Below are 26,147 nucleotides of genomic sequence, written 5' to 3'. Positions count from 1 at the left end.
TAACGTATACATAAGTAAGCTACCATCAGAGGTTCTTTAATTGACAACTTATACACAACTTGTTTTAGTAACAGGCCACACTCTAACATCTTACAGTACCCATCAATTCATCACCCATTACATTTTGCGACCTTTAATTGCCAAAAATACAAATACAGCAAAGTGTATTTATATTTATTCGCATCTCATTCAAACCTATACCCTTTTATAAAAGCGTTAAACACCACAAATAAATAATCACAATAACAAATTGCAATTCACACATTTTTTATTACACATTAACTACCATAAAAACTTAGCATTAAAAATAACGTTCCATTTGGAGTAACCTTATATGACTACTAAAACAAATTTAATTTTTGGTACTATTATTTCTTTATCGCTTATTTCCGCAGCAATCTCAAACGCCAGTACTTACAATGATAGTGATAGCTGTAAACAGTCAGGAAAAGGATACTCTTCATGCACAACGCATGCAGGGATTAACTTTAAAAATAATAAAACAAAGACTTCCAATAATAATGACTGGTCCATTCCTAGTCATTTTCCTACTAACTTTCCAAGTCATAATGATTGGTCATTTCCAGATTTCCCCGACTTTCCTGACTTCCCAAATTTTCCAAACGATAATAATTGGCCAAATACTGATGACACCAACTCAAATGTATGCCAAGACATCGCTAAAGTAGATCAGCTGAAAGGTTGGAAAACGACGGGGACAGCTAAATTAACGGGTCCTATTCAAAGTAGCATGTGTGAAGGTAAAAATGAATTTCACTTAAGCGGTTCTTCTTTACAAAATGGAGAGCTTACCTATTCACTTACATCAGGTAAACAGTACAGTCTGGATGTCATTGTGCATGGCTTAAATAATATTGCTACCAAATTGTATGTTAATGCCTGTGGCTCACAAAGCACATTATCAGTTAAAGGAGATGGAAAACAACACAAGTCAACTGGCAGAGTGAAACTCAAATCTATCTATGCTAACTGTGAGGCTATAAGAATATATACTGACTATTCTGAAAACCCCAACTACAAAATAGCTATTGATAAACTTGAAATAACAAAAATTTAGTACACAAAACGTACTAAAAAATAGTTGTTGCATAGTTCAAGATATACTCTTGAATAATAGGATATTTCATTTCAAAAAGAACAAGCGCAGAGGATGCGCTTGTCACCACTAAGATAATCACTATCCCTATGATGCTATCAATTGATTACATATAACTAAAACTTCACAAGCAAATTTTACATGAAAAACCCTTCATTGATAACTTTTGATACAAGCATGGCAAAACTATAAATATTTTCTAAAAAAATTAAAAATATCAACCAATATCAAAATAAGTTATCCAATTGTCGCAACACAACGCGAACTGCATCACATATTTATGAGAACGGCTTCACAAAACAGCAACACCCCAAACACTATAATGGGTTCTTTTGCCAAACAAATATCACTATGGATACACGTTTCTTTGAAGGTATACTGATAATTTTTGCCTTTTACCTTATTACTGGCTTAATAGCATTAGATATATACCTTTTTTATAAATATAGCTTTGCCCTATTCATACCTTTTTTTGCTATCTATAAAGGCGTAAGACAGTTTTATAAGTACATACGTTTATTATCTTAATTTATAAATCCATTTAACCCTGATAAATAAAAAAATAATTCACTCTAAAATTTGTACATTAAAATACAATCGTACCCACCAATAATTTATTTTACCCTCCTTAATAACATTTACTCTAAGTCTCATCTCTCACATTACGTCTCTAATAAGCATTCATCACTTCAAGGGTCCTCCTTGGCCCATTCTTGATTTAGATCACTGTTTTTTTCAAATGACAGAGTATGTTTATTGTCATACAATCTACAGTATTCTAAAAACAAAACTAACATGAGTCTAAGATATGAACAAAGCAATCCGCCTGAATGCCGCAGATAATGTGGCAACCCTGCTGGCTGATGCCCATAAAGGTGAACAGATCCATGTTATCTCAGCTAGCAACGGGCTAGAGGGAACCATCACCTTGCTTCAAGATATTCCTTTCGGCAACAAAGTCGCTTGGCAACCTATGGAGAAAGGGCAAACGGTTATAAAAGGGAGTTTTTCCATCGGTAAGTCAATCAAGCCTATTGCCATTGGCCAAATGGTTCATGTTCACAATGTCCGCAGCCAAAAGCTTGATATTCCCACCGCAATCATTCAGCAGATTATTCAGCAAATGAATATTCAGGAGGATGTATGAAGCATTTTCAAGGGTATTTACGTTCAAATGGTACGGTAGGTATTCGCAATCTGCTGTTAATTATTGCTGTTGATGAATGTGCCGAAGGCATTGCACGGGCGATTAGCGATAAAATAACTAATAGTGTCGTGCTCACCAACTACAACACATGCATGTATGGTGGTAATGAGGAAATGATTGCCACCCTTATCAATGCCGCCTGTAATCCTAACGTTGGTGGTGCACTGGTGATTACAATGGGGTGTGGCAGTATTAACCCTTCTATCATCACTACCCCGATTGCTACCTGTGGCAAACCAGTGGAATCACTCACCTGTATCAAGTCTCAAGGTACTCGCAGCACAATTCGACAAGGCACGGATAAAGCCCAGGCTATTGCTGACGAGATTAATCGAGCGAAGCGTGTCGAGGTGCCTGTAAGTCAATTATTTGTTGGTGTTAAATGCGGTGGCTCGGATACCACCTCAGGAATAGCCTCAAACCCAAGCGTTGGCCGTGCCGTTGATAAGCTGATTGACTTTGGTGCTTCCGCCGTAGCTGGTGAGCTTCTTGAGCTGTTAGGTTGTGAAGATGTATTAAGACACCGAGCCGTTAATGATCAAGTCGCAGATGACATTGAACAATTAATTCAAGAAGAAGAAAAGCGCTGGCATGTTGCAGGTACTGACCTGGAAACCATGAGTGTTGGAAATAGCGTAGGAGGTTTAACTACGTTAGAAGAAAAATCACTGGGAGCACTCGCAAAAACAGGGTCACGTCCAATTCAAGATATTTTAAAGATAAATGCAAAAAATATAGATAAACCTAAACAGCCCGGTTTATATCTTTCCGAAACAACCATGCTTTGCGGCGGCGCGGGGATGCATTTTGCAGCCCTTGGGTGCCAGGTAATTTTATGGACAACGGGTGGTGCTGGTTTTAATAACCCTATTGTTCCCGTAATACGCGTCAGTGGCAATCCTGCCTTAATTAATGACGATATTGATGTTGATGCCACTGGCATTATGTCCGGTACAGACAGCATCGAAGTTGTTTCAGAACAAATTTTAACGACATTAAACAACGTTATTAATGGCGAACCTACCGCTATTGAAGAAATTGGTTACGCCTATTGCACGCTGTACCAAAAGGATCAGCGAGTCGAAAAGTTATTGGGTATTGAGCCTAAATAATCCTTTCAACATTGAGAGGTTTAATCATGAAAATTACTGATGTTGAAGTAATTCATCTGCGAATACCTTCGATGGAGGAGGAATGCGAATGGGGTGAAGATGCATTAATTGTTCGAGTTCATACCAATAAAGGCATTATGGGTCTTGGTGAAGCAGATAGCTCCCCCATGGTCATTAAAGCCCTTATCGAAGCACCCAATTCAAATCTCTATTGCAATGGATTAAAAAAATTATTAATTGGCGAAAATCCTCTGGAAATAGAGCGTTTGTGGCAAAAAATGTATTGGTCATCTAACTATGTGGGACGTCGTGGCGCCGGCATTCATGCCATGAGCGCTATTGATATTGCACTTTGGGATATCGCAGCACAGTTTTATGGCGTTCCATTACATACACTTTTAGGAGGAAAATATCGAAATAAAATAAAAGCCTATGGAACCTTTATTCCTGTTGATTGTGCTCAAGAAAACATTAATTTTGCGAATAATTTGGTAAAAAAAGGGTTTACCAGTATTAAGTTTGGTGGTGGTATCTTGGGTAGTCATCCTGAAGCAGATTATCAAACCGTGAAAATCATCCGTGAGACTGTCGGTAACGATATTGAACTGCAAATTGATTTAGCTACCCGCTGGAAAACCGCCGGCCATGCACTTGCAATGTGCAAACGGCTCGAACCATTCAACCTTAATTGGATTGAAGAACCCTTATTAGCGGATGATCGCTACGGCTATCAAAAACTCGCCAACCAAGTGCCGCAAAAAATTGCGGGAGGTGAAGCGCTCACAACCCGTTATGAATTTAAAGATTTTCTTGAGTTTCACCAACCCGATATTGTGCAGCCTGATATTACCCGCTGTGGTGGTATCACAGAAATGCGCAAAATAAATGATTTAGCCCAGTTATATGGTGTGCAGCTGATTCCCCATGGTTTTAGCACAGGTATCTTGCTTGCAGCGTCGGTACATTTTCTTGCTGCAACAGAACATGGCACCCTAATGGAGTACTCAGAAAGTCCAAGCCTATTCGCTAATGACAATGGATTAGTCATTAACCCGATACGTTTCGACCAAGGTTATTTGGACGTTCCTGACCGCCCTGGACTGGGCATAGCGCTAAATGAACACATTATAAAAAAATATCAGGTGATGTAATCCTTATTAGTTGCGCATTCCTTTATTCCAACCATGAGGAATGTGCAAAGGAGATACCGATGAAAACGACAAAAAAATTAGACACTTTTCTACTCACAACCAGCCTTATCACGGTCGCGACCATTGTTATTAGCCTGACAATGTTTCCTGAAGCCGGTAAAGCTGGTGCAAACTATCTGTTTAACCTACTCACCGCCATCTTTGGCACTCCCGTATTACTGGCTGTTTTTGGTGCAGTCATTTTCCTTGTGTTACTGGGCTTCAGTAAGTATGGCAATATCAAACTAGGAGAAGGAACACCAGATTACTCAACATTCAGTTGGGTAGCCATGATGATTTGTGCTGGCTTAGGCTCTGCCACTGTGTATTGGGCCTTTGCTGAATGGGCATACTACTTCAACGCGCCACCCTTAGGTGTTGAGGCAGGAACAACCGCCGCCTATGAAATCAGTACAGCTTACAATCTATTTCACTGGGGTGTGAGTGCTTGGTCAACATACTGTATAGCCGCACTACCCGTTGCCTATCACTTCCACGTGCGTAAAAACTCAGGCTTAAGTTTATCTGCAGTCTGTTCTGCAATACGAGGCAAGAAAGAGTCCACTCCTTTATGGCGTAGTACTTGCCGCGTTATTGATACCATCTTTATTTTTACCTGTTTTGGCGGCCTTTCAATAACCTTAGGGGTTTCAGTACCTATGGTGGCTGAAATCCTTGCCTCTATTATGGGGATTCAACCTAGCTTTGGTATGAACTTATCCATCATCCTGCTTATTTCTGCAGTTTTCTCCCTAAGTTCTTATGTAGGCATTAGTAAGGGAATGGCGCGTATTAGCAGCATGAACACTTACCTGGCGATAGCGTTTTGTCTGGCCGTCTTTTTAATTGGGCCCACACTGTACATTACTAAATCTACAGTGAATGGCTTAGGTACCATGTTCCAAAACTTTATTAAGATGAGCCTTTGGACTGATCCGGTTGATAACAGTGGTTTTCCAGAAGGTTGGACTATTTTCTACTGGTTATATTGGATTACCTACACTCCATTTGTCGGCTTGTTTGTCACTAAAGTGTCCAAAGGACGTACCATTCGTGCCGTCATATCTAACATGTTAGTGAGTGGCAGTGCGGGTTGTTTCTTCTTCTTTGGCATTATTGGCAACTTTTCTCAGCATGCTAATATCACAAATACCGTAGATGTTGCGGGACTTGTTGCATCGGGTCAAGGTAACCCTGCCATTGTACAGCTACTGAATACCCTACCAATGAGTACAATATTTATTATCTTATTTGCTGCCATTTCAATATTGTTTTTAGCTACAACCCTAGACTCTGCTGCATTCACTATGGCGGCTACCGTCACCCCAGGACTCAAAGCAGGAGAAGATCCATCGCCCATGCACCGCTTATTTTGGTGTATTCTACTGGCCGCAGTGCCACTCGCTATGCTATTTATTAATGCCCCATTAAATACCATTAAAACCTGTGCCATCGTGACCTCCATACCCCTCACATTTATTTTGTGTTACATGGTGTATGGCTTTATCAACTGGCTAAAAGCAGACTATAGTCTGAAAACAGCAGAACAAATAATGCAGGAGTCAGATATTCTTCCCAAAGAAGGTATTGCCCCCCCTGCAACAATAGCAGCAACAGATAGCTAATTTGAGTGTTTTAACACAACAATTAAAGCCGAGATTACAATCTCGGCTTTTTTATTTCCGATTTTGTTTTAAATTTTTGCCCAGCTCAGTAAAGGTAGTAATATTTTCCTTTGCTAGTTTACCCGCCAATGCGGATTTTCCTTCACAAATAGCCGCCACAAGCTGTGTATGACTATTAGCACTTTCCTTAGCATCAAAGTCCAGATGAGTCATACGTATAAACATCATTAACTGATTCAATACGCTATTGTACATTCGAGCCAACCTTTGACTACCACTTAACTCGACAATCAATTGATGAAGCTGTAAGTCAAACTGGCATATTTCATCAAGGTTAACGGTATCAGACTGACACAAAGCGACATATTGCTCAAAGAATGCTTTTAACTTAGTTCGCTTTTCATCTGTTATACGTTCTGCCAGCATTTCAGCCGCCTGGCTTTCTAACGCGACCCGTAAATGATAAATCTCCCAAAGATCATCTTCAGTAAACGAAACAACACGCCAACCCGCATACGGCTTTTGAATCACTAATCCCTCGTTTGCCAGGGTATTCAGCGCCATTCTGATCGTCGTACGAGATAGCTCTAAATCTTTGGAAAGTGTGCTTTCAACTAGCTTGACACCAGCCCCATAAGCTCCAGAAATAATTTTTTCCCGAAGGTATTCAACCGCTTGTTCTTCTAGGCTCTGTTTAGAAAACTTCATTTAGTCATTAGCTCAATAATCTGAATCACTAGAAATCTAGCGTATTGCTAAAAACAACTATATTCAAGTTTTACCTACCCATCTGCAAAACTGTGTAGCTTTAAGAATGCAGTAACCAAGCCTCCAGGGAAGGCTTCACGGTGTACTCGAAAAGCATTATGCAGACGTTGAACAACGGTACTTTAGAACATGGTAAAGTTATCTGTGATTGCCCTGGTTTTTCCAAGAGGCATGATAACTACTCTAACAGATTGGGTTTAAAGCATTCTCCGAACAAGCCTGGCGCCTCTTTTAGCAAAATGATGCTTAATAACAAAAGCTATATGCCCAAGTACAAAAAAGCCAATAACCCATGCACCTATTTCATGCAATTCCATAACAACATTCATAGTCGACTCTTTTTCTTGCATAATATCAGGCATTGCAAACTGAAAAAAGTGTACATTATATGGGCTACTATCCATGATGATATAGCCTGTCACAGGCATAAATAACATAAGTATATACAGTAAGTATTGCCCTACTTTCGCATGCATTTGCTCACGTTTAGAAAAGTAAGTTGCAGGTAATTCAGGGTATTTTCCTATGTTGCGAGCCACAACTCTCAAGATCAAAAACAGCAACACCAAAATACCGCTAGCGTGGTGTAGTTGTATCATTAAAAATGTTAAACTGCCTTCTTCGCCCATCACTTTTGCATATAAAATAGTGACAAACTGAATAGCAATCAACAATGCCATTACCCAATGAATTAACCGAATAGATAATGAGTACTTTTTATAGTCATTCATTTGGCAGTTAACCTCCGTGTTTTTTAATATAAGAGCACCTCTAAGGTCGTTAACCTGTATACTATTACAGTTTTGAATGATTGAGTAGCAAAAATGATAAGTCAAAATTAATATATAATCGCCAACCCACCTTCTGGTTTTAACTTTAATCTGACTTTTTTTCCTGTCGCTATTAAATCACCTATACCTGAAGGTGCCGAATCAAGCCTCTCACGTAAAGCGGACAAGGCATTCTTTTCTGATGATCTAATAGGTGCAAAGTCAACGACTGTTAAAGTAAGTTTCTCTGAACTATCTTGAGGACCTTTCACATTCAGTACTATGCCCTCTGGAAGTAATCCAACATAATGTAATTCATTACCCTGCCACAATGGTTTTGAAGAAAGTTTATCTTCAGCAACATTGTAAATTAACTCCAATTGATGATACGGACTATCCAGCTTGACATATAAGTAAGGCGACTGTCTTCTAGACTTAACTCGAAATGCATTAACCATTGATGAATTTCTCGCCAAACCTTTATTTTCACCCTTTGCAATGCCTTCAAATGCAGTCCATGTTGTTACCAGAGGGCTTTGTATATTTATAGCATCTCGCTTTTTCATAAAAACTTGATACCACGGCGCAGGAATATACTCTGGCGCTGAATGCGGGCCTTCAACATTATTTAATACCTTAGGAGGGATTACTTCACTGCCAAACAAATCCATTGGCACAAATGCATAAAAATGGCGACTAAAGTGTTCTGACTCCCCTTGGTAAATCCAGTGATTGAGCACGCCAGGGTGGTGTTTATTATTTACAGGTAATAATAGTGACGCTAAAAACAAGACTGATAACACAAGTGAAATACCATAAATAATTCCTCGCGGACTTATTATTTGGTTCATCATAACAGACAACGGCATGACCAATAAAACCACAGGTATAGTAATTATGGCACAGCTCATAATACCAATACCATCAATAATCCAAAACGTAAGTGGCAACCAAAGCAAACAAACTGGTACCCAACACAAAAACTGCAACCAGTATATATTTTTGCTCTGGACTAAAACGTTAAACTTTAATAACGCAAGACAAAAAACAACTACCATTAATGGCACTATAAATAAATAAGACGCCACCTCCAACCTCAATGAGGTGATAAGCCCTAAAACAACATAAACACTCCATACACCCAACCAAAAGTGTAAACCACTTTGGTTTTTGATAAACTTTTTAACCAATTGTATTACTACCAGTATGGCTAATAAAGCCTGCAATGAAAGCGTTACATAAGGATAAGCACTCCAAGGAACAGCTGTTTTTGTGATGATTTTCAATAACATTTCTACACTTAATGTGAGTGCAAATGCCAAAATACAACCTACAGGTACACTAAGAAAACCTAGCCCCATTTGACCTAACTGTTTTCGCCATCCACCATTATGTTGAGCTATCCCAACACTCAACAATATAAATGCTAGACAAAGCAACAACATTACAGGCAATGTCCATTTTGCATTCCAATAAACAACCCATCGAGTTAATACATCAAAATAAACTACACTCTCTTTATTCGATGCCTGATTTAATGATTTTTCATCAAGTGAATCAATATATTTGACTAACTCAAGTACATTATTACCTTGATGTTGGACACTACCCAAATCAACATTATCTATTGCATCTAAAGGGGTATGGTAATGGTAAATATTTGAAAAAAATGCAAAGTGAGCCCCAGATTTACCTTTTGGTAAATAAACTGACATATCTGATGCATTAGGTAGATGAGAATAAATAAAAGGCGCAATGGCATTTCCTGCAGGGCGACTAAGCGCCTTAGCAACAGCCAAAGCTGTAACTGCTTGATTTGTACCAGATTCAATTAAAAAACTGAGGCCTTGATTACCTCGTGCTTCAAGGTTAATAATATAATCTACCGCTTTAAAAAGTGGATTTTCTACGAATAAAGATGCGCCAAGCAAACCTTGCTCCTCAGCATCTGTAAACAGTAAAATGATATCCCCTTTTAAGTTTCCTTGATGTAATAGTACTTTAGCAACTTCAACAAGGCTGGCTACATTAATCGCATTGTCTGCAGCACCCGCTGAAGCATTCACTGAGTCATAGTGGGCGGTCATCACGACTTTTTTTTCTGGATTTTTGCCTGGAATTATCGCTAGGATATTACTCACCAATCCACAACGATTGCCATTGCATGCTTCACCCACGTTTACTTTTGGCGATAATCCTAAAGACTTAAGTTGTTGAACCAACCTTTTCCTCACGTCCTGTTGTGCCAAACTACCTGTTGGGTGTGGTTTTTCCGGAAAGAAAATTTTTTTATAAATAGCTTGGGCGCGATTGGCAGAAAAAAGTGTATTACTGGCATCAATAGGTAATGGTTTAGGTGGTTGCAACATATAACTTACTAAAAAGATCAACACCAAAATGGAAACTACGCAGAGAAAAACGGGTAACCGATCGTTACTCTTTTCTATATCAGCTATAGATTGGTGATAACCACTCAAATGTTTTTCATGTAAGTCTGAATACATAAACTTTTGTCTATAAACATAAATAGTGATGCCATGGGAGCATACACATATAATAATAAGTAACAGGAAAAGCCGTTAATATCTCTTGTATTAACGGCTTTTCTGCCTTCAAAACGCATTAAACAGTAGTATCAGTTATTTAATAGCCATTAATTAACGCTGAACTTTTGGTATTCATTTTTAATATTCAGTTTATTTTGTTGCTTCAATAATGCCATGAGGCGTCCAGCCTTCACAGTCAATAGCTTTGGCATCTTTAAATCCGGCAGCATCTAACCATTCCATATACTGATGCCATGCGTAAATCATTCCACCTTCAGCAGGGATAGCAGCAAAATAAACGCTATCTAAAGCAGCCATGAGTGGACCATCCCCTTTATCATTAGAGATAGAATTAAAGATGATAACTTTGCCTCCAGCAGGTAATACATCCTGAGCTTTTTTCAGTAGCTCAATATTTTGCTCAGGTGTCCAAATCACTAACTGATGAGAAAATAAAACACAATCATGTCCCTGAGGAAAATGATCATGGAACATATCACATTGAACGACATGAATACGATCTTCCAAACCTGCTTTTGCAATACGTTGCCTAGCGATAGGCACTGTTCCGGCAATTTCAAGAATGGTAATTTCCAAATGAGGAAATGCTTCTGCCAGAGCAATAGCATTCACGCCAGTCCCACCGCCAACATCGATTACTTTCTTGACATTACTAAAATCTGCGTGTTGCCATAAAAGCGGGTTACTCAACTCAGACCAAGAGTGCATATAATTATAAAATGCCTGCTCCATATGAGGATTCTCTGACAAGCGATGGTATAAATCTCTGCCTGAACCACGAATACGACGAATGCCGACATTACTGTTTGTTTTTAAAGACTCACTGAAGTCAACCTGCCCCTCATAAACCACATGCTGCTCAAAACCAACGACATCTTTAAAAATTTGCCACTGTCCACCAGCAATCAGCTGCTCAATGACATCAGCATTAACATATCCTTGTTCTGTTTTTTCTGTTAATCCAAGTGAGTTTGTGCCCAATAATAGAATATCAATAGCACGGTGTTGTAAATTCAGCTTTTTAGCAATCTCTTCTTTGCTTAAATTGGGTTTCTCATGTAATAAATCTAATAAACCTATATCACATGCTGCATTCAAATACTGAAATGCAGAAGCTCCAAATAAAATAGGCGTTAAATCCTCCATCGTTAATGGTTTACGCTGATGAGCGATTGAGTGGGCATTTTCAGCAGTAGATATTACGTCTTTTTGTTGTAAACCCATTGTTTAATCTCCTTATTAATTTACATGTTACTCAAAAGTCCTATGCCCTTTAAACGGGTATAGTAAACCTTTTCAGTTTTTATTATTTCGAAAAAATAATTATGGTTTAGTAGTATTTCTTTATTCCGTACGAATAGAACGTGGTCTCATATCAACCCAAACCTTATCAATATAAGCCACGCAGTCCGAACGAACGCCCTTAAATCCTTCCTCTTTCCACCCTAAAGGACAAACCTGTTCTTTGGGCCAAATGGAGTACTGCTGCTCTTCATTCACAACAACTTTACACTCAACACGATCATCATTTGAAAGAAAGCCAGACATGTTTTTTAACTCCCTGTTTCTTCTACTAATTACCTTTTAAACAATGCAACGCCCAACACATAGCGTCACACTACTACCTTTTCAGGTGCGGGAAGAAATTGAATATCGACTAAATACTGTAAACATTGATGGGCCAGTTTTTCACTCATAGGAGGACAATTAATATCACTGTCCGCTAACGCATTAATCGTATTTTGACATTCATGTGCAGGTTGTAATTCATCCATATGCATGGGGTCTAACGCCTTTTGTGGATTAGCCTCAGCATCACGAATAAGAGGCACCAATGAATATAGCGGATGGTCAGCACTGACGGTTAATGCTTTTTCTCGCCCTTCTTCAAATGGCACAATATCAAAAGTATAACCAAATGAACGAACCCATTCGCAAAATCGTAATAAGGAGACGGGTGCCGGATTAAATAAATGATAAAAACCATCCGTATTATTTTTATTTAAGGATATATGCACTAATGATTTAGCTACATAATCAACCGGTACTGTATCAAAAATACGTGGATAATCTGGAATAATGCTCATCGGTAAAAATCCACGTAAAGCTACTAATAAATAATCATTAGTTTGGGTTGCACCGGTTTCACTATGACTAATCACCAAACCGGGTCTAAAAATAGTAATCGGAATACCACGTTGCCGACCAATATCAACCACTTTTTCGGCAACCCATTTACTCCCGGTATAACCTTCAGGCACTGATACCGGGTTTTGCAGAGGGTTATTATTTTCAATAAATGGGCGTGGACTATGCGTTGACAGTAGTACATCAATTGTTGAGACATAATGTACAGCCTTTAACTGCTTAGTACATGCCAAGCGCAGCACTTCCTGTGTACCTTGCACATTAGGTGCACGCAGCGCAGAGTAAGGGTAAACAAAATTGACTAAAGCCCCATTGTGGTAAATAGCCTGTAGTGTTTCAGCTAATGTTTCCCACTGAGTTTCATTGAGACCAAGTCTTGGTAAACCTAAATCACCCACCAAAGGTTTAATACGGTGCTCGTAACGCTCATCCCAAATGAGATACTGCACCATCACCTGACGAATTCTTGTGAATGCCTGGTTTTCACTTTTAGCTCTTACCAAGCAATAAATATCAGCCTGCGTACGTAGTAAAAGTTGTTCTAATAAAAATGCCCCCAAATACCCTGTTGCTCCGGTTAATAATACAGCTGTCGGATTTTCAAAATCACAAACAGGTAAATTACTCGGTGAAATATCATCCGCTAATGTTGCATCCTGCATTAAGCGGGAGGCATGTTGATCAGCAATAACTGCCTGCACCCCTTCACGCTGATAAAACTCAATAACTTCAACCACTCCCGCAACTGTGGGTGTACTGAAAAATCGATGAATAGGAACAGGTATGTCATACCGTTTTAACAAACGTGCAGCCAATTGCGACAAAATAATAGAAGTGCCACCCAACGCAAAAAAATCATCATGAATACTGATCTCATTAAGACCGAGTACACTGATAAAGTCCTGCGCAATCACTCGCTCTAATGCCGTTCGTGGGGCAACGAATTTACCCAACGCCACCGAACGTTCTATTTGTGTGTCAGGTAACGCCGATTTATCCACCTTTCCATTTTGCGTATGGGGTAACTGTTCTAGCAGTGTAATTATTGAAGGGGTCATGTGTGAAGGTAACAAATCAGCCAAAAATTGCTGTAAGCCTTCGGTTGTTAAGTCCATATCTTTCGTGGCCACAAAGGCGACTAATCTCGCAATACCTGAATCACTCGTGCGCACTACCACCACAGCATCGTTAACCGCAGGATGTAAACGTAATGCTGCTTCGACTTCCCCTAGCTCAATCCTGTAACCACTAACTTTAACCTGATCATCAACACGGCCTAAGTATTCAATTGTGCCATCGGCTAAATAGCAGCCTCGATCACCCGTCCGGTAGATTCTTGCACCTGGTATTTTTGAAAAAGGATCAGGCAAAAATCGCTGTGCTGTCATACCTGGTCGCTTATTGTAGCCTCGAGCTAAGCCAACACCGCCAATAAAAACCTCACCTGCAACCCCTACAGGCACAGGTTGAAAATATTCATCAAGAATATAAACCTGAACATTAGCCGTAGGTTTTCCTAATGGCACAATATCCCGCGTGGGTTCAGGATGCTCACAGCAGGTTACATCAATGGTTGTCTCCGTAGGGCCATACAAGTTCAAGATTTTGGCTGGCACCATACTGTCCAGCTTATTAAAGACTTTGCGTGGAAATGCTTCCCCACCACTCAATATATACTTTAACTGAGAGCAAGCCGCAAAACTCGATTCCTCAGCCAATAATGAAAATAACGAAGGCACGCCACCTAACAATGTAATTTCATAAGACTGGATATAATCAATCAATGCCAAGTGATCAGCACTGATTCGGGTTGGAGCAATAACAGTACAAGCACCTGCAATTAGCGGGAAAAATGTAGCCCAAATAGCAGGATCAAAACTAAATGAAAAATTCTGTAAAACCCGATCACCTTCAGCGAGCGGCCAAACAGACTGGCGCCAACTCAAATTATTAACAACACCTCGATGTGTAACCATCACCGCTTTAGGTGTGCCAGTAGAACCCGACGTATATATTAAATAAGCTAAATGCTCTGCCCTTACCGTTAACTGAAGATTAGCCCTAGCGCATTCAGCAATGGCAGGCCACTGCTGATCTATCTTAATCGTTTGCAATGACTGACCTGCTAGCAAAGGTTTTAGCGATACTTTATTTTGCAGCTCCTGCCATACTCCTTGCGCTGTTAACAAACACTGAGCATCACTATCTGAGAGCATATGCGATAGTCGTTCTTCCGGATACGCAGGGTCTAAAGGGACAAAAACCCCACCTGCTTTCAACACCGCTAACATCGCTACTGCCATTTCTACAGTGCGTTCCAGACAAATGGCTATACGCGTTTCATCAAGCCCCTCCGGTTTAGCTAATACCTGACACAAATAGCTGGCCAGCTGGTTGGCACGCTCATTTAAATCCTGATAAGTCAGCTTTTCTCCCTCACATAACACACTCAGTGCTGTAGGAGTATTCGCTGCCTGATGCTCAATAAGGTGATGTAATGCAGCATCGGGGAAAAAGTGTTGCTCAGTGGCATTCCACTCCTGTAGCAATGTAGTTTGCTCAGCTTGAGTTAAGAAAGGTAATAAATGACTCATTTGCTGAGGGTCTTTAGCAATGCTGGAGATGAGTTGAACCCAGTGTGCAAGTTGTCGCTGTATAGTCTCAGTGTTAAATAGGTCAATGTTGTAATCAGCTCTTAACTGTAAACCATCAGAAGTTTGGGAGACCGTCAACGTCATATCCGTATGCGTATTTTGCTGCGGTAAGGATAAAGCTTCTGCTTGCAGTTCACCTTTCGCAGTCATTTGCTGGTCTATACGCAAATCTTCAAATAAAAACATCACCTGATAAAAAGGTGTTCTACTCAGATCCCGCTCAGGTTGTAGCTGTTCAACCAGTGTGGCAAAAGGCAAAAAGCCCTGAGCCTTTACCGCCTTGCGCTGCGCTACAATCGAGTTCAGAAAAGCTGAAAAAGGAACCTCTTGAGTAATCTCAGTACATAAGGGCAACCAGTTATCAACAGGACCAATAATCTGTTGAAACGCTTGTTCCCGGCGATCGACTTTAATACCAATTGCAAATTTGGTTTGATTTGTATAGCGGTTTAACTGTAAAAAAACGGTACTCAGCAGTATGTCATGCAAGTCAACCGTTAAGCTCTGACACTGCTTTTGAAGACACTCCAAGACTTTATCCTCTAACCACACAACCTCAGCGGCACAATGGTTAGTTTTAATGGCAGGCCGTGGAAAATCTGTTGGTAGTTTCAACGGGGGAACATCATCTAACGCAGACTGCCAGAAACTAAGCGCTTTTTTCGCTACAGGTGACTTTAGCCAGTTACGCTCATACAGTGCAAACTCAGTAAAAGAACCTGGTTCCGCCTGTATTTTTATAGTCGAAGCCTGAGGCAAACTTGTATTTAATGCTTGGTAATTAGCAAGCAGCTTTTTAATGATCAGCTGACCCGCCGTTAAGTCCCCAGCTAAGCGTGATAGCTTAAGTAAAAGCAGGTAATGACCTTCACTTAACTCGATCAATGTTAATGCAGCGAGTTGGTCCTGGGTGATTTCCCCTGCGGTATGGTGAGACTGTGTAGCAGCAGTGTCCAACCACACTTTCAAAATATCATTGACTGTATGCTCTCCCAGTCTTGTCTCAACATTGAATGAGATATCTTTTTGCTGACAGGGAATACGCAAAGCCGTATGAGCAAAAGGCTTAAAATGACACCCCAGTACATCATGCTGACTAACCACTTCTGCCCAGCTTTGCTGAAGCCTTGCCAGATCAATGTTTCCTTTTAATTGATAAGCAAAAAAATTCAGCATGGGCATGGAGTTATCAAGCTGCAGAAGCGTCCATAAGCGCAGCTGCTCAACAGAGAGATTACTTTTACCAGACTGAAGCATCTTCTGAAGCTCCTTGCGCTTCTGGGCAACAGCCTCCTGCTCCTTAGAACTCACTAACAAACTCATGACATATTCTCCGCAAGAAGTGGGTCACTCAATAAACTATCAACCATGGCTTCTGATAAGTGCGCAAAGGGGTCTTCAACGGCAGTGGCTTCTGCTGCTTGCTGCTTTAATCGGTCGATGGCCTTACTGAGGTGGGCAATAGTCGGCTCCAGAAAAACTTCACGCATAGGTAAAGCAACGTCAAAGCGTTGCTGAACGGCCTGTATCATCTGGCCTGCTAACAGTGAGTTCCCCCCAGCCACAAAAAAGTTGTCATCAATAGATACCTGCGGGCACTTAAGCAAACCAAGCCAGATTGTTGCCAATGCTCTTTGGGTATCCGTTGAAGGTAAGCGTTTACTGGTTTGAAAGGTTTGAGAAAATTCTGTAGGCGATGGGAGCTGCTGTTTATCAATCTTGCCGTTTGGTGTCAGAGGAAACGAGGACAGAGGGATGATGACTGAAGGCACCATAAAATCAGGTAGCCTCTTCTGTAGTTCAACAAATAACGGCTGTAGCAGTAGTTCATTGTCTTGATTAAGTGATTGCGCAGTTGCTGACCACACAATATAGGCAACAATTCGTTTTGTATGATTACTGTCTCCACTACTCATAACAACCGCTTCTGCCACCCAGGGCTGAGCCAACAAGATAGCCCTGATCTCTCCTAACTCGATGCGGAACCCTCTTAGTTTAATTTGCTCATCAACTCGTCCAAGAAACTCAAGCTCACCATTAGCCAGACGCCGCACTCGATCACCTGTACGGTATAACCGTTGCGCTGTAACGGCACCTGATTCACTGTTAAATGGGTTAGGAATAAAAGCGCGTGCTGTCAGGCCTGGCTGCTGCCAATACCCTTGAGCAAGCCCCCGTCCGCCTATAAATAGTTCACCACACATTCCTGGCGCAACCAGGGATAGGCTATTATCCAGTACATGATAAGTAGTGTTATCCAGTGGTTTACCCAGGGTCACTTTTTGCTGGGGTTGAAGTTGTTTGCACAGCGACCAAATGGTTGTTTCCGTCGGCCCATATAGATTCCACACCTCAGCCCCGTTACTAAGTAGTTGACTTGCTAACTTATCGGTTAAGGCTTCCCCCCCACAAAGTGCAGTAAATGATGAAGGGGGTAGCCAACCTGCATCCGCTAACAGCTGCCACGTTGCAGGTGTGGCCTGCATCACTGAAATATGATGTTGTTGAATAATATCAATGAGTGCTTGGCCATCCCCGGCCTGCTCTCTTGCCACTAGCACAACCTGTGCTCCACTCATTAAAGGCAACAATAGTTCTAGAACCGCAATATCAAAGGCGATCGTCGTTACTGCTGCCAGTCGGTCTTCAGATTTGACGAGTGAGCGCCGATAAAATGAGGATAGAAAGTTGTTCATCCCCTCACGGGTAACCATGACGCCTTTTGGTTTACCCGTAGAGCCTGAGGTATACAGCAAATAAGCCAGTGATGTGGAATCTGAATAAGTCGATAATTCATCAATATCTACTGTTTGGGGTGAGATATTTGGTGCAGTGTCCAGCCGAGTAGGAAGCGAACCTCCAGTATCATCGTATGCATCCACTAAGGCTATATTATTGACCTTGAGATTAATCTCCTGCAGCGACTCATAATCTTGGGATGTAACCAGTAACCAATGTGGTGCAGCATCAACCAGTGTCAACTTTACTCGTGCTGAAGGATAGTCTGGATCAATAGGTACATAAGCGGCACCCAGCTTGTAAACAGCCAATAATGCAATAACCATTGCAGGTGTTCTAGGCAAGCAAATGGCAACTCGCTGACCAGCCCTCACTCCCTGAGCATCAAACCAAGCAGCCCATTGCTCAACCTGATTAACTAGCTGCTTATAAGTGAGCGATATACTTCCTGAGACCAGAGCCACCTTATCGGGATGGAGAGTTTTCTGTTGTGCTATCACAGGCCAAAAACAACTGATAGCGTCATTTGATTGCTCTTGTTGAGAGCCACTTTCCAGAAACGACAGCTCCTCCTTAGTGTTTGATACCAGAGGCAACTCAGCTACAGCACATAAAGGCGTTGTTGTAAGACTGTATAAAGCAGCACTATAAACATTAATAAATTGCCTAATCGTGTCTTCACTAAATAGCTGAGTACTGTATTCAATCAGGCCTGACCAGTGCTCCCCTTGCTCAAACATAAATAGTGACAGGTCAAACTTTGATGTCTGATAAGCAACAGGTTGCTGTTTAATCTGTAAGTCATGGCAGCTAAACTCCGCAGGTGCTCCTGCAAATAATCCAAACATTGTCTGAAAAACAGGGTTATAACTCAGACTACGCTCAGGCTGCAGCGCATTGACCAAAGCATCAAAGGGTAGCTGCTGATGATCCATTGCCATCAGTGTTTGTTGCCTTATTGCATTGAGCAACTCCAGTACTGATAAATCATCTTGCAGTAAGGCACGAACCACTAAGGTATTAGCAAAAAAACCAATAACATGGTTTAACTCATCTTGGACGCGATTGGCCACTGGCACACCGACTAAAAAGTCATCCTGGCCCGAAAAGCGATGAAGCAAAATAATATAGGCTGCTAGCAGGGTCATGTAATTAGAAAAACCATGCTTTGCATTAAAGGCAGTAATCTGGGCTTGCAATGATTCAGAAATCGTAAAGGTGGAGGTTCGTCCTGCACAAGAACGTATTAATGGTCGAGGCTGATCTGTTGGTAGGTCAAGGTAAGGAGAGGCACCGTCCAGTAAGCGTATCCAGTAATCCTCTTGCGCTTTGGCCTCAGGTGTTTGCAACCATGTCTGCTGCCAACTCACATAGTCAGCAAATTGCAAAGGTAATGCAGGTAACGGCAAGGGTTGGTCAAGCAGTATCGCCTGGTAAGCAGCCAGTAGCTCTGACACCAACTGCTCCATAGACTGTCCATCCGCAAGTGCATGATGAACACTGATATATAACGTTGCCTGTTCCTCTCCTTGACGAACTAGCACCAAGCGAACCAACTGCTGATTTTGTTCTAGTGAGGCATTTTGATTTAGCTCACTAACCAAGTAAGCCTGACGTTGTTGCTGTTCACTGTCATCGAATAAGCGCCAATCCAAAACAGATATTGTAACCGTACCATTAGGATCAATGACTTGCACAAGCTGGTCATCAAGGATTGTCAGGTGCGTACGCAGGCTTTCATGCCGTTTCACTATTTCATTCAATGCACGCTGTAAAATGACCTGATTCAGTGGTCCTTCTATACTCAGCTTTACTAACATGAGATAGGCATTTAACCACTCTGGATCCAGAGTGCCTAAAAACCACAGCCGCTGTTGACCACTCGACGCAGGAAAAACATAGCATTCTGCTAATTCCGTTAACGCTACCTGTTGTGGAGGATGCGTTGTCCTTTGCTGGTCTACCATAATTCCTTGTTACTCCCTTACCAACTGATACGTATTCCCAGCTTCACTGTTTTGAGTAAGTGACTCGCGGCTGGGCCTTTATCGATGTTGTTATTTGCTGCCCTTGCTGTTTAGTACGGGTAAGCAGCCTAGCCTGTTGAGCAATAGTGGGGGCCGAAAACAGTTCCTGTACACTCAACTTTATGCCCAACTGCTCATGCACTCGACTGGCTAGCTTGACAGCCAACAATGAGTTTCCCCCCAAAAGAAAGAAGTCATCATGCACACCTATTTTTAAAGAGTGCTCTTGAGAAGCTGCTTGGGAAAAACCAGAAGATATTCCTGACTGGCCACTTAAAAGCGCTTGCCAAATAGCATGAAGCTTCTGCTCTAACGGGGTTGTGGGTGGCAGATAATCAGATTTGTCTCTATGAGATACCATGTGATCAGTAAGAAGTGGTATTTGTTGTACCAACTGCTGGCGATCTACTTTACCGTTAGGCGTGAGTGGCAATTCATCTACGACTAAAAACTGAGTGGGTATCATGTATTCAGGTAAATAACGCCCAAGGTAAGCACGAAACGCTCTCAGCTGCTGATCTTCCTGCTCCAAAGGCTGATTTGGATAAGCTGCATTAACCACAAAAGCCACTAGGTAACGTTGGTCATCATTACCCTCACTCACTAGTACTACAGCATTGCTAACGCTAGGGTGCTGACAAAGTAACGACTCAATTTCACCTAGCTCTATGCGATAGCCCCGGAGTTTCACCTGATGGTCAGTACGTCCAATGTAGCGTAACAAACCATCATCACCTCGACGAACCAAATCACCTGTCCGGTATAAACGACTACCTTTAGACTCAGACTGAAATGGGTCAGGAATGAAGCGTTCTGCCGTCACTCCTGGTTGTGCATAATAGCCTCGAGCCACGCCTAAGCCGCCAATATATAACTCACCCACCATACCTACTGACACTTCGTTTAATAACTCATCCAATACATAAAGGGTGGTATTGGCAATTGGCAAGCCGATCGCTACAGGCTCACAGACCTGCGCTGAGAGTTTGGCCATGGCTGAATAGGTGGTAGTTTCTGAAGGACCATAAAGGTTAATCACCTGAGCGACGTCTGTTTCCTGGTAAAGCCGACGCACCAGAGAGGCTCGTAGTGGTTCTCCAGCTAAATTAATGACTTTTACTGACGGTGGAATAGCTTGTTGGCTCAACAGGCTGGCAATGGCTGAGGGTACGGTATTTATCAAAGTAACGTTTAAGGTTGGTGGTAATGAAGGAAGTTGTAAGGCATTTTCAACCAAAATGACCCCTCCCCCATGACATAACGGTACAAATATTTCAAAAATGGATAGATCAAAACACACTGAGGTTGACGCTAGAACACCAGACAGTGCCTCCTCTGTAAACTCTTGCCCTGCCCAATGTACCAAGTTTGCTGCATTGTGGTGATTGATGCTGACACCCTTTGGCTGGCCCGTTGAACCGGAGGTAAACAACACATAACACAACTGGTCAGGTTTAATTTGAGTAGTGGGACATTCGGGCACTAAGCTTGAAGAGGTTAACGCCTCGATTTCAAACACGGGGCATGTCACATTCGGTAATTGGGGTAATAGCTTCGCAGATGCGAGTACGACATCAACCTCACCAGCCTCTAAAATGTACGATATACGTGATTCAGGGTAGCTTGGATCAACGGGCACATAAACCAACCCTGCTTGTAGCACCCCTAATAAAGCAAAAATTAAGTGCTGATCTCGAGCCGTAAATAATCCAACTTTACTCTCCGCTGATAAACCGAGTGCCAGTAAATGTTCAGCAACCTGGTTAGCATGATGGCTTAACTGCAAGTACGTAAACTGTGTTTGTCCCACCGTTAATGCGATACGATCAGGCGTTTTCTGAACCTGCCGTTGAAATAAAGCTGGCAGATCATGTTCAGCCAAAACATCAACAGTTTTAGTATTATTCCATTCCGTCAAGCGCTGGTATTCATACTTAGAATAAGCTGCTGTTGACATCCAGGGTAAATCTTCCAAACCACCCGTGTGATCAAGCCAAACCCTGAGTAAGTCAACAAATTGTTCCGCATAGCGTTGCACTGTTGAGGTTGAAAGTTGACTCTGATCATAGTCAAAGGCACACCATAACCCATTAGCAGCTTGTGCTAATGTTTGAGAAAACGGTTTTGCTGCCACAGTCAGGCTGAGTAAAAACTGAGGATCAGCAAGTGGTAAAGGATAAGCCGTCAGTTCTGCTGATCCAAGCAGTAGTGTACTATCAGCTGTAAACTCCTCCATCGCCAACGCTGACAATGAAGGTAAAGAGGAATTATTTAAATAATTAAATAGCGTTTGAAATAAAGGGGTATGAGCACCATCACGCTGTATCGCAAGCCGTTCTATCATTTTAGGTAAAGGAAAAGCTTGGTGTTTGAGTCCCCCTGTCACCACTGACTGTACACTCCGCATTAATTCAGTGGTCGAAAAAGAAGTATCTATTTTTATTCTCAATGGCAGTGTGTTTACACAACAGCCCACTATTTCGGCGGCCCCTGGAAAAGTGCGATTTACAACAGGTGAGCCGATTATAAATTCGTGATCGCCTGAATAACGGTGTAGTAACACACTGTATACCGTTAACAATACAACATAAGGGGTTATACCCTGCTGATCAGCATAATCGTTTAAACGTTGATGAAGTACTGCGTTCACTTCAAATTTGTAACGCATTGCACTTGTTCTAGCCGGAAAAGGTGCATTATTTGATGGCAAAGTAGACTCTTGAAAATCAGGCAACCGAAGTTTTGGCAACTCTCCCTTCAGCTGTGCTTGCCAATATGGCCAGTCCTGCTCTCGAAAAAAATACTGATTATAATGCTGACTAAATATTGAAAAATCACTTCCTTTTAGAGAAAGCGTACATTTAGCCACATCATGCTGAGTATTAGTAGAATTGTAATGATTATATTGTTGACAAAAGTCACGAAGAAATAAAGCCATCGACCAAAAGTCAATGATACTATGGTGACAAGACAATAAAAATATAGTGTCTTGCGTTGACCGAGAAAACAGTACTGGTCTTATTAAATAATCATTTTCTAAGTCAAAAGGCTCATATGCTTTCTGAGCAACCATTGCCTGAACTTTTTTTTCAGGCAAGTCCGTAATATCAACATTAATTACATCAACTTGCGCTGGCCATAAGTGTGAAAAGAAAGGCTCATTATTCTCCACAACATAGCGGCTGCGAAGTGCAGTATGTGCACTTAATAAGTCATTTAAAGTTTGTTGTAATGCCTGTTTACTGACGACACCTTTTATTTTTACTGCACGAGCAACAATATAAGCTGTTGATTCTGGTTCCAATTGATGTAAAAACCAAAATGAACGTTGCATTTCTGTTGGTTGAAAAAGCGAAAAATTCGACAAATGAGGATTGGGAACAATAGCTTGATCAACCTTATTGGCATCATTTTTTTCAATTAATTTATTAGACAATAAGCTATCTATTTCTAAACGTAACGCCTTAAGTGATTGTTTTTTAAGTAGCAATGGCAACGGAACTTCACATTGAAAATCTTGCTCCAAATCATGCTGTAGCCAAAGTAACGACACCGAGTCAAACCCTAAATTGAATAATGTCATTGTCGGCTTAATTGAAGATATATTGATACCACAGTGTTTAGCAACATTGTCTAATAAAATTGAGTAGTTTTCCCCCAACTCTATTGAAAGTGCATTATTAATAGCTCTTTCAGCATTGCCTCTCTCAATATTCATTATTTTTTCTGGTTGGCACTCACTCACCACTGTCACCAACTTATTTTCCAAAAAGCGCTGTTTAGACGCACTTCTACGTATTTTCCCACTAGAAGTTTTTGGAATCGTGCCTGCTTGAATGAGCACCAGTCGATGAATGCTCAAGTCGAATTTTTCAGCAACTGCAGTGCGAATTGACATCACAACATCTGTACGTTGTTGTGCATAATGTTGACCTTGGAATTTTCTGGCCAATTCCTGCACCACAACCAACTGCTCACCTAAATCACTATCGACTGTAAATACAGCTGTTGATGCTGGACGTAATGCCGGATGACTATTTTCAACAACATACTCAATATCCTGCGGATAAAAATTCTTACCACGAATCACCAACAAGTCTTTTAAGCGGCCAGTAACAAATAACTCATTGTGATCAAAAAAACCTAAATCGCCCGTACGTAACCAACCTATATCAGTTTGTTTAGAATCAGGTTTTGAGTCTAATTTATGGTTCAGTTGTGCATTAAATAGTTCTGTGCTCTTATCATTCTGCCAATAGCCCTTTGCAACACTTTGCCCTTTAATCCAGATCTCACCAATCATATGCTCTGATAAGCGTTTATGTTGATTAGGATCGACTATCGCCACCTGCACCCCAGCAACAACACGCCCACAACTGACCAGCGATTTTGATAAAACACCTTGATCTACAGGCTGGATAATTTTTGACTGATAAGACGGATTATCAACAGATAAGATCCTTGTGCCTCGACCACGCACAGAACCACTAACAATTAAAGTATTTTCGGCCAAGCCATAACAAGAAGAAAAGGCATGAGAGTCAAAACCAAATGGCACAAAAGCATCACAAAATCTAGATATCGTTTCAGGTCGTATCGGTTCAGCTCCACAAAAAGCAATTTTCCATTCACGTAAGTCCAAAGGGTTGTCAGGTTTTCGGCGCTTAAGAGCCCTGAGGCACAGCTCGTAGGCAAAGTTTGGTCCACCACTAATAACATTGGTATAGTGTGAAATAATAGATAACCAACGAAGTGGGGCTTGTAAAAAATAACGAGGCGACATTAGTGTCACAGGCACCCCACCGAAGAGCGGCGTTAAAATTGCACCAATTAATCCCATATCATGGTATGGGGGGAGCCAGCTTACCACACGCGTATTTGCTTCTACTTCAAAATGGTTGAAAATACAGGATAGATTGTGCAGTAAATTGTTATGTGTAAGCACTACCCCCTTAGGTGACTGTGTAGAGCCTGATGTATATTGTAGAAAGGCAATATCATTGCCACATATAACAGGCAAATGAAAGCTCTTATTGGCTACTCTTTCAATTAAATCAGTATTTACCCACTTAAGCTTATTAGCTGAAACAATACTGTCTACAAGCAATCGAGTTTGTTCGCCTAATGTTGATGTTGTTAGTACACCAGAAACATCAGAATCTTCAATAATTGTACTTAAACGCTCTAATTGCTTATCGAGTCTGCTTTCATCTGTAGAATAAACAGGGACAGCTATCACATTCGCATATAAACATCCTATAAATGCTTCAATATATTCACTGCTGGGAGGATAAAGCAATAGCATGCGTTTACCTTTTAACCCTGCAGAGAGCAAAACATCTGCAATAGAAAGTGCTGACTGATCCAACATCTGATAGCTCATGTACTTATCTGATGTACCTTGATCAGCAATAAACGTATATGCTTCATCAGCTGAGTTATTATGTGCTCGATTCCGAAGCACTTCTACCAGTGAATTCATTTTAACATCCAGTTTTTGATATCCACTTCATTCATTTTATATTTTTTATTTTCTATATAACACTGAACGACAACGAGCAGGTTTTATGTTCTAGATAACAAGTATACAGCAACACCCTAACTATTTACTGTCTTAGTATTTTTTATACAAATCAATATGGCAGGCATTAATATATTTTATTAAAACTAAAATAATCTCTTCACCAGCACAAAGTCAATCCCTTCAGTTATAATTATTTTTCAGGAAAATTAAAATCCACTTATTCAAATAAGTAAAAAACACGTATACCAAACTAACATCTAATACTAAACTTAATTTATTAACCTTAGCTAAAATTGCAACATTCTTTAAAAGTCAAAATACGACTGACAAGTTCTTATTTATTATGCATTTCATCCAATATTCGACACTGACAGTCTATAGAAATTATATTCAGCTAAGAATTAGACTTTAGTCGTATTGACTTTAAATGTACTAAAGGTTATACAATCACTTATTAAATATAGGGATTGTGCTAATAAATTATTACCAAACTAAAGCTAAGGACATCTTTAACTGAGCGTGAAATCTATTTTCATCGCAACTTATGTCTATACATTATCATCATAAGCTTAAGTTTTACACGTATGGAGTTAACATACAAAATATACGAAGCTATGAGACTATGTTATTGTTATACAACTGAACACTTTTTCTTTTGGCTTTAAATACTAGCGCGAAGTTTTTTTTGCAGACACACAG

General features: G+C 40.8%; 13 protein-coding genes. 5 read left to right on the top strand and 8 right to left on the bottom strand.

Annotated elements, in window-relative coordinates; genetic code table 11:
• Positions 1 to 334: 334 nt before the first annotated feature.
• The 5 genes from ACQ96U_RS03230 to ACQ96U_RS03210 all read left to right on the top strand — a co-directional run bounded on the left by ACQ96U_RS03230 (position 335) and on the right by ACQ96U_RS03210 (position 6,251).
• Positions 335 to 1,078, top strand: a complete 744-nt coding sequence (locus ACQ96U_RS03230) for a hypothetical protein (RefSeq protein WP_431719792.1) — start codon at positions 335 to 337, stop codon at positions 1,076 to 1,078.
• Positions 1,079 to 1,925: 847 nt separating this feature from the next.
• A complete protein-coding gene (locus ACQ96U_RS03225) occupies positions 1,926 to 2,264 on the top strand; it encodes a UxaA family hydrolase (protein WP_431719791.1) in 339 nt (112 codons plus the stop codon).
• Positions 2,261 to 3,436 (top strand): UxaA family hydrolase, encoded by a 1,176-nt coding sequence (locus ACQ96U_RS03220; RefSeq protein WP_431719790.1) that lies wholly within the window; start codon positions 2,261 to 2,263, stop codon positions 3,434 to 3,436. Before ACQ96U_RS03225 ends, ACQ96U_RS03220 begins: the two co-directional genes overlap by 4 nt.
• Positions 3,437 to 3,462: 26 nt before the next feature.
• On the top strand, positions 3,463 to 4,587 hold the full coding sequence (locus ACQ96U_RS03215; protein WP_431719789.1) for a mandelate racemase/muconate lactonizing enzyme family protein: 1,125 nt from the start codon (positions 3,463 to 3,465) through the stop codon (positions 4,585 to 4,587).
• A gap of 59 nt (positions 4,588 to 4,646) precedes the next feature.
• Positions 4,647 to 6,251, top strand: a complete 1,605-nt coding sequence (locus ACQ96U_RS03210; RefSeq protein ID WP_431719788.1) for a BCCT family transporter — start codon at positions 4,647 to 4,649, stop codon at positions 6,249 to 6,251.
• Between the two features lie 51 nt (positions 6,252 to 6,302).
• On the opposite strand, the gene ACQ96U_RS03205 is transcribed toward ACQ96U_RS03210, so the two are convergent.
• The 8 genes from ACQ96U_RS03205 to ACQ96U_RS03170 form a co-directional block, all read right to left on the bottom strand.
• Positions 6,303 to 6,959, bottom strand: a complete 657-nt coding sequence (locus tag ACQ96U_RS03205; protein WP_431719787.1) for a GntR family transcriptional regulator — start codon at positions 6,957 to 6,959, stop codon at positions 6,303 to 6,305.
• Positions 6,960 to 7,216: 257 nt separating this feature from the next.
• The gene (locus ACQ96U_RS03200) at positions 7,217 to 7,750 is read right to left on the bottom strand and encodes a cytochrome b (protein WP_431719786.1); all 534 of its coding nucleotides are present in this window, start codon (positions 7,748 to 7,750) and stop codon (positions 7,217 to 7,219) included.
• A gap of 107 nt (positions 7,751 to 7,857) precedes the next feature.
• Positions 7,858 to 10,293: a M28 family peptidase gene (locus tag ACQ96U_RS03195; RefSeq protein ID WP_431719785.1), complete on the bottom strand. Its 2,436-nt coding sequence runs from the start codon at positions 10,291 to 10,293 to the stop codon at positions 7,858 to 7,860.
• A 192-nt stretch (positions 10,294 to 10,485) separates the two neighbouring features.
• Positions 10,486 to 11,580 carry a methyltransferase gene (locus ACQ96U_RS03190; RefSeq protein WP_431719784.1) on the bottom strand — a complete coding sequence of 365 codons (1,095 nt, stop codon included), beginning with the start codon at positions 11,578 to 11,580 and terminating at the stop codon, positions 10,486 to 10,488.
• Positions 11,581 to 11,700: 120 nt separating this feature from the next.
• On the bottom strand, positions 11,701 to 11,904 hold the full coding sequence (locus ACQ96U_RS03185) for an MbtH family protein (RefSeq protein ID WP_431719783.1): 204 nt from the start codon (positions 11,902 to 11,904) through the stop codon (positions 11,701 to 11,703).
• 65 nt (positions 11,905 to 11,969) lie between these two features.
• Positions 11,970 to 16,481, bottom strand: a complete 4,512-nt coding sequence (locus ACQ96U_RS03180) for an amino acid adenylation domain-containing protein (protein ID WP_431719782.1) — start codon at positions 16,479 to 16,481, stop codon at positions 11,970 to 11,972.
• Positions 16,478 to 19,864, bottom strand: a complete 3,387-nt coding sequence (locus tag ACQ96U_RS03175; protein ID WP_431719781.1) for a non-ribosomal peptide synthetase — start codon at positions 19,862 to 19,864, stop codon at positions 16,478 to 16,480. Before ACQ96U_RS03175 ends, ACQ96U_RS03180 begins: the two co-directional genes overlap by 4 nt.
• Positions 19,865 to 19,907: 43 nt before the next feature.
• Entirely contained in the window at positions 19,908 to 25,406 is a 5,499-nt protein-coding gene (locus ACQ96U_RS03170) for an amino acid adenylation domain-containing protein (RefSeq protein WP_431719780.1), read from the bottom strand.
• Positions 25,407 to 26,147 lie beyond the last annotated feature (741 nt).

The organism is Zooshikella sp. RANM57, assembly GCF_050749885.1.
Lineage (GTDB): Bacteria > Pseudomonadota > Gammaproteobacteria > Pseudomonadales > Zooshikellaceae > Zooshikella.
The sequence above is the reverse complement of the archived record's forward strand: the minus strand, read 5'-3'. Positions and strand labels throughout refer to the sequence as shown.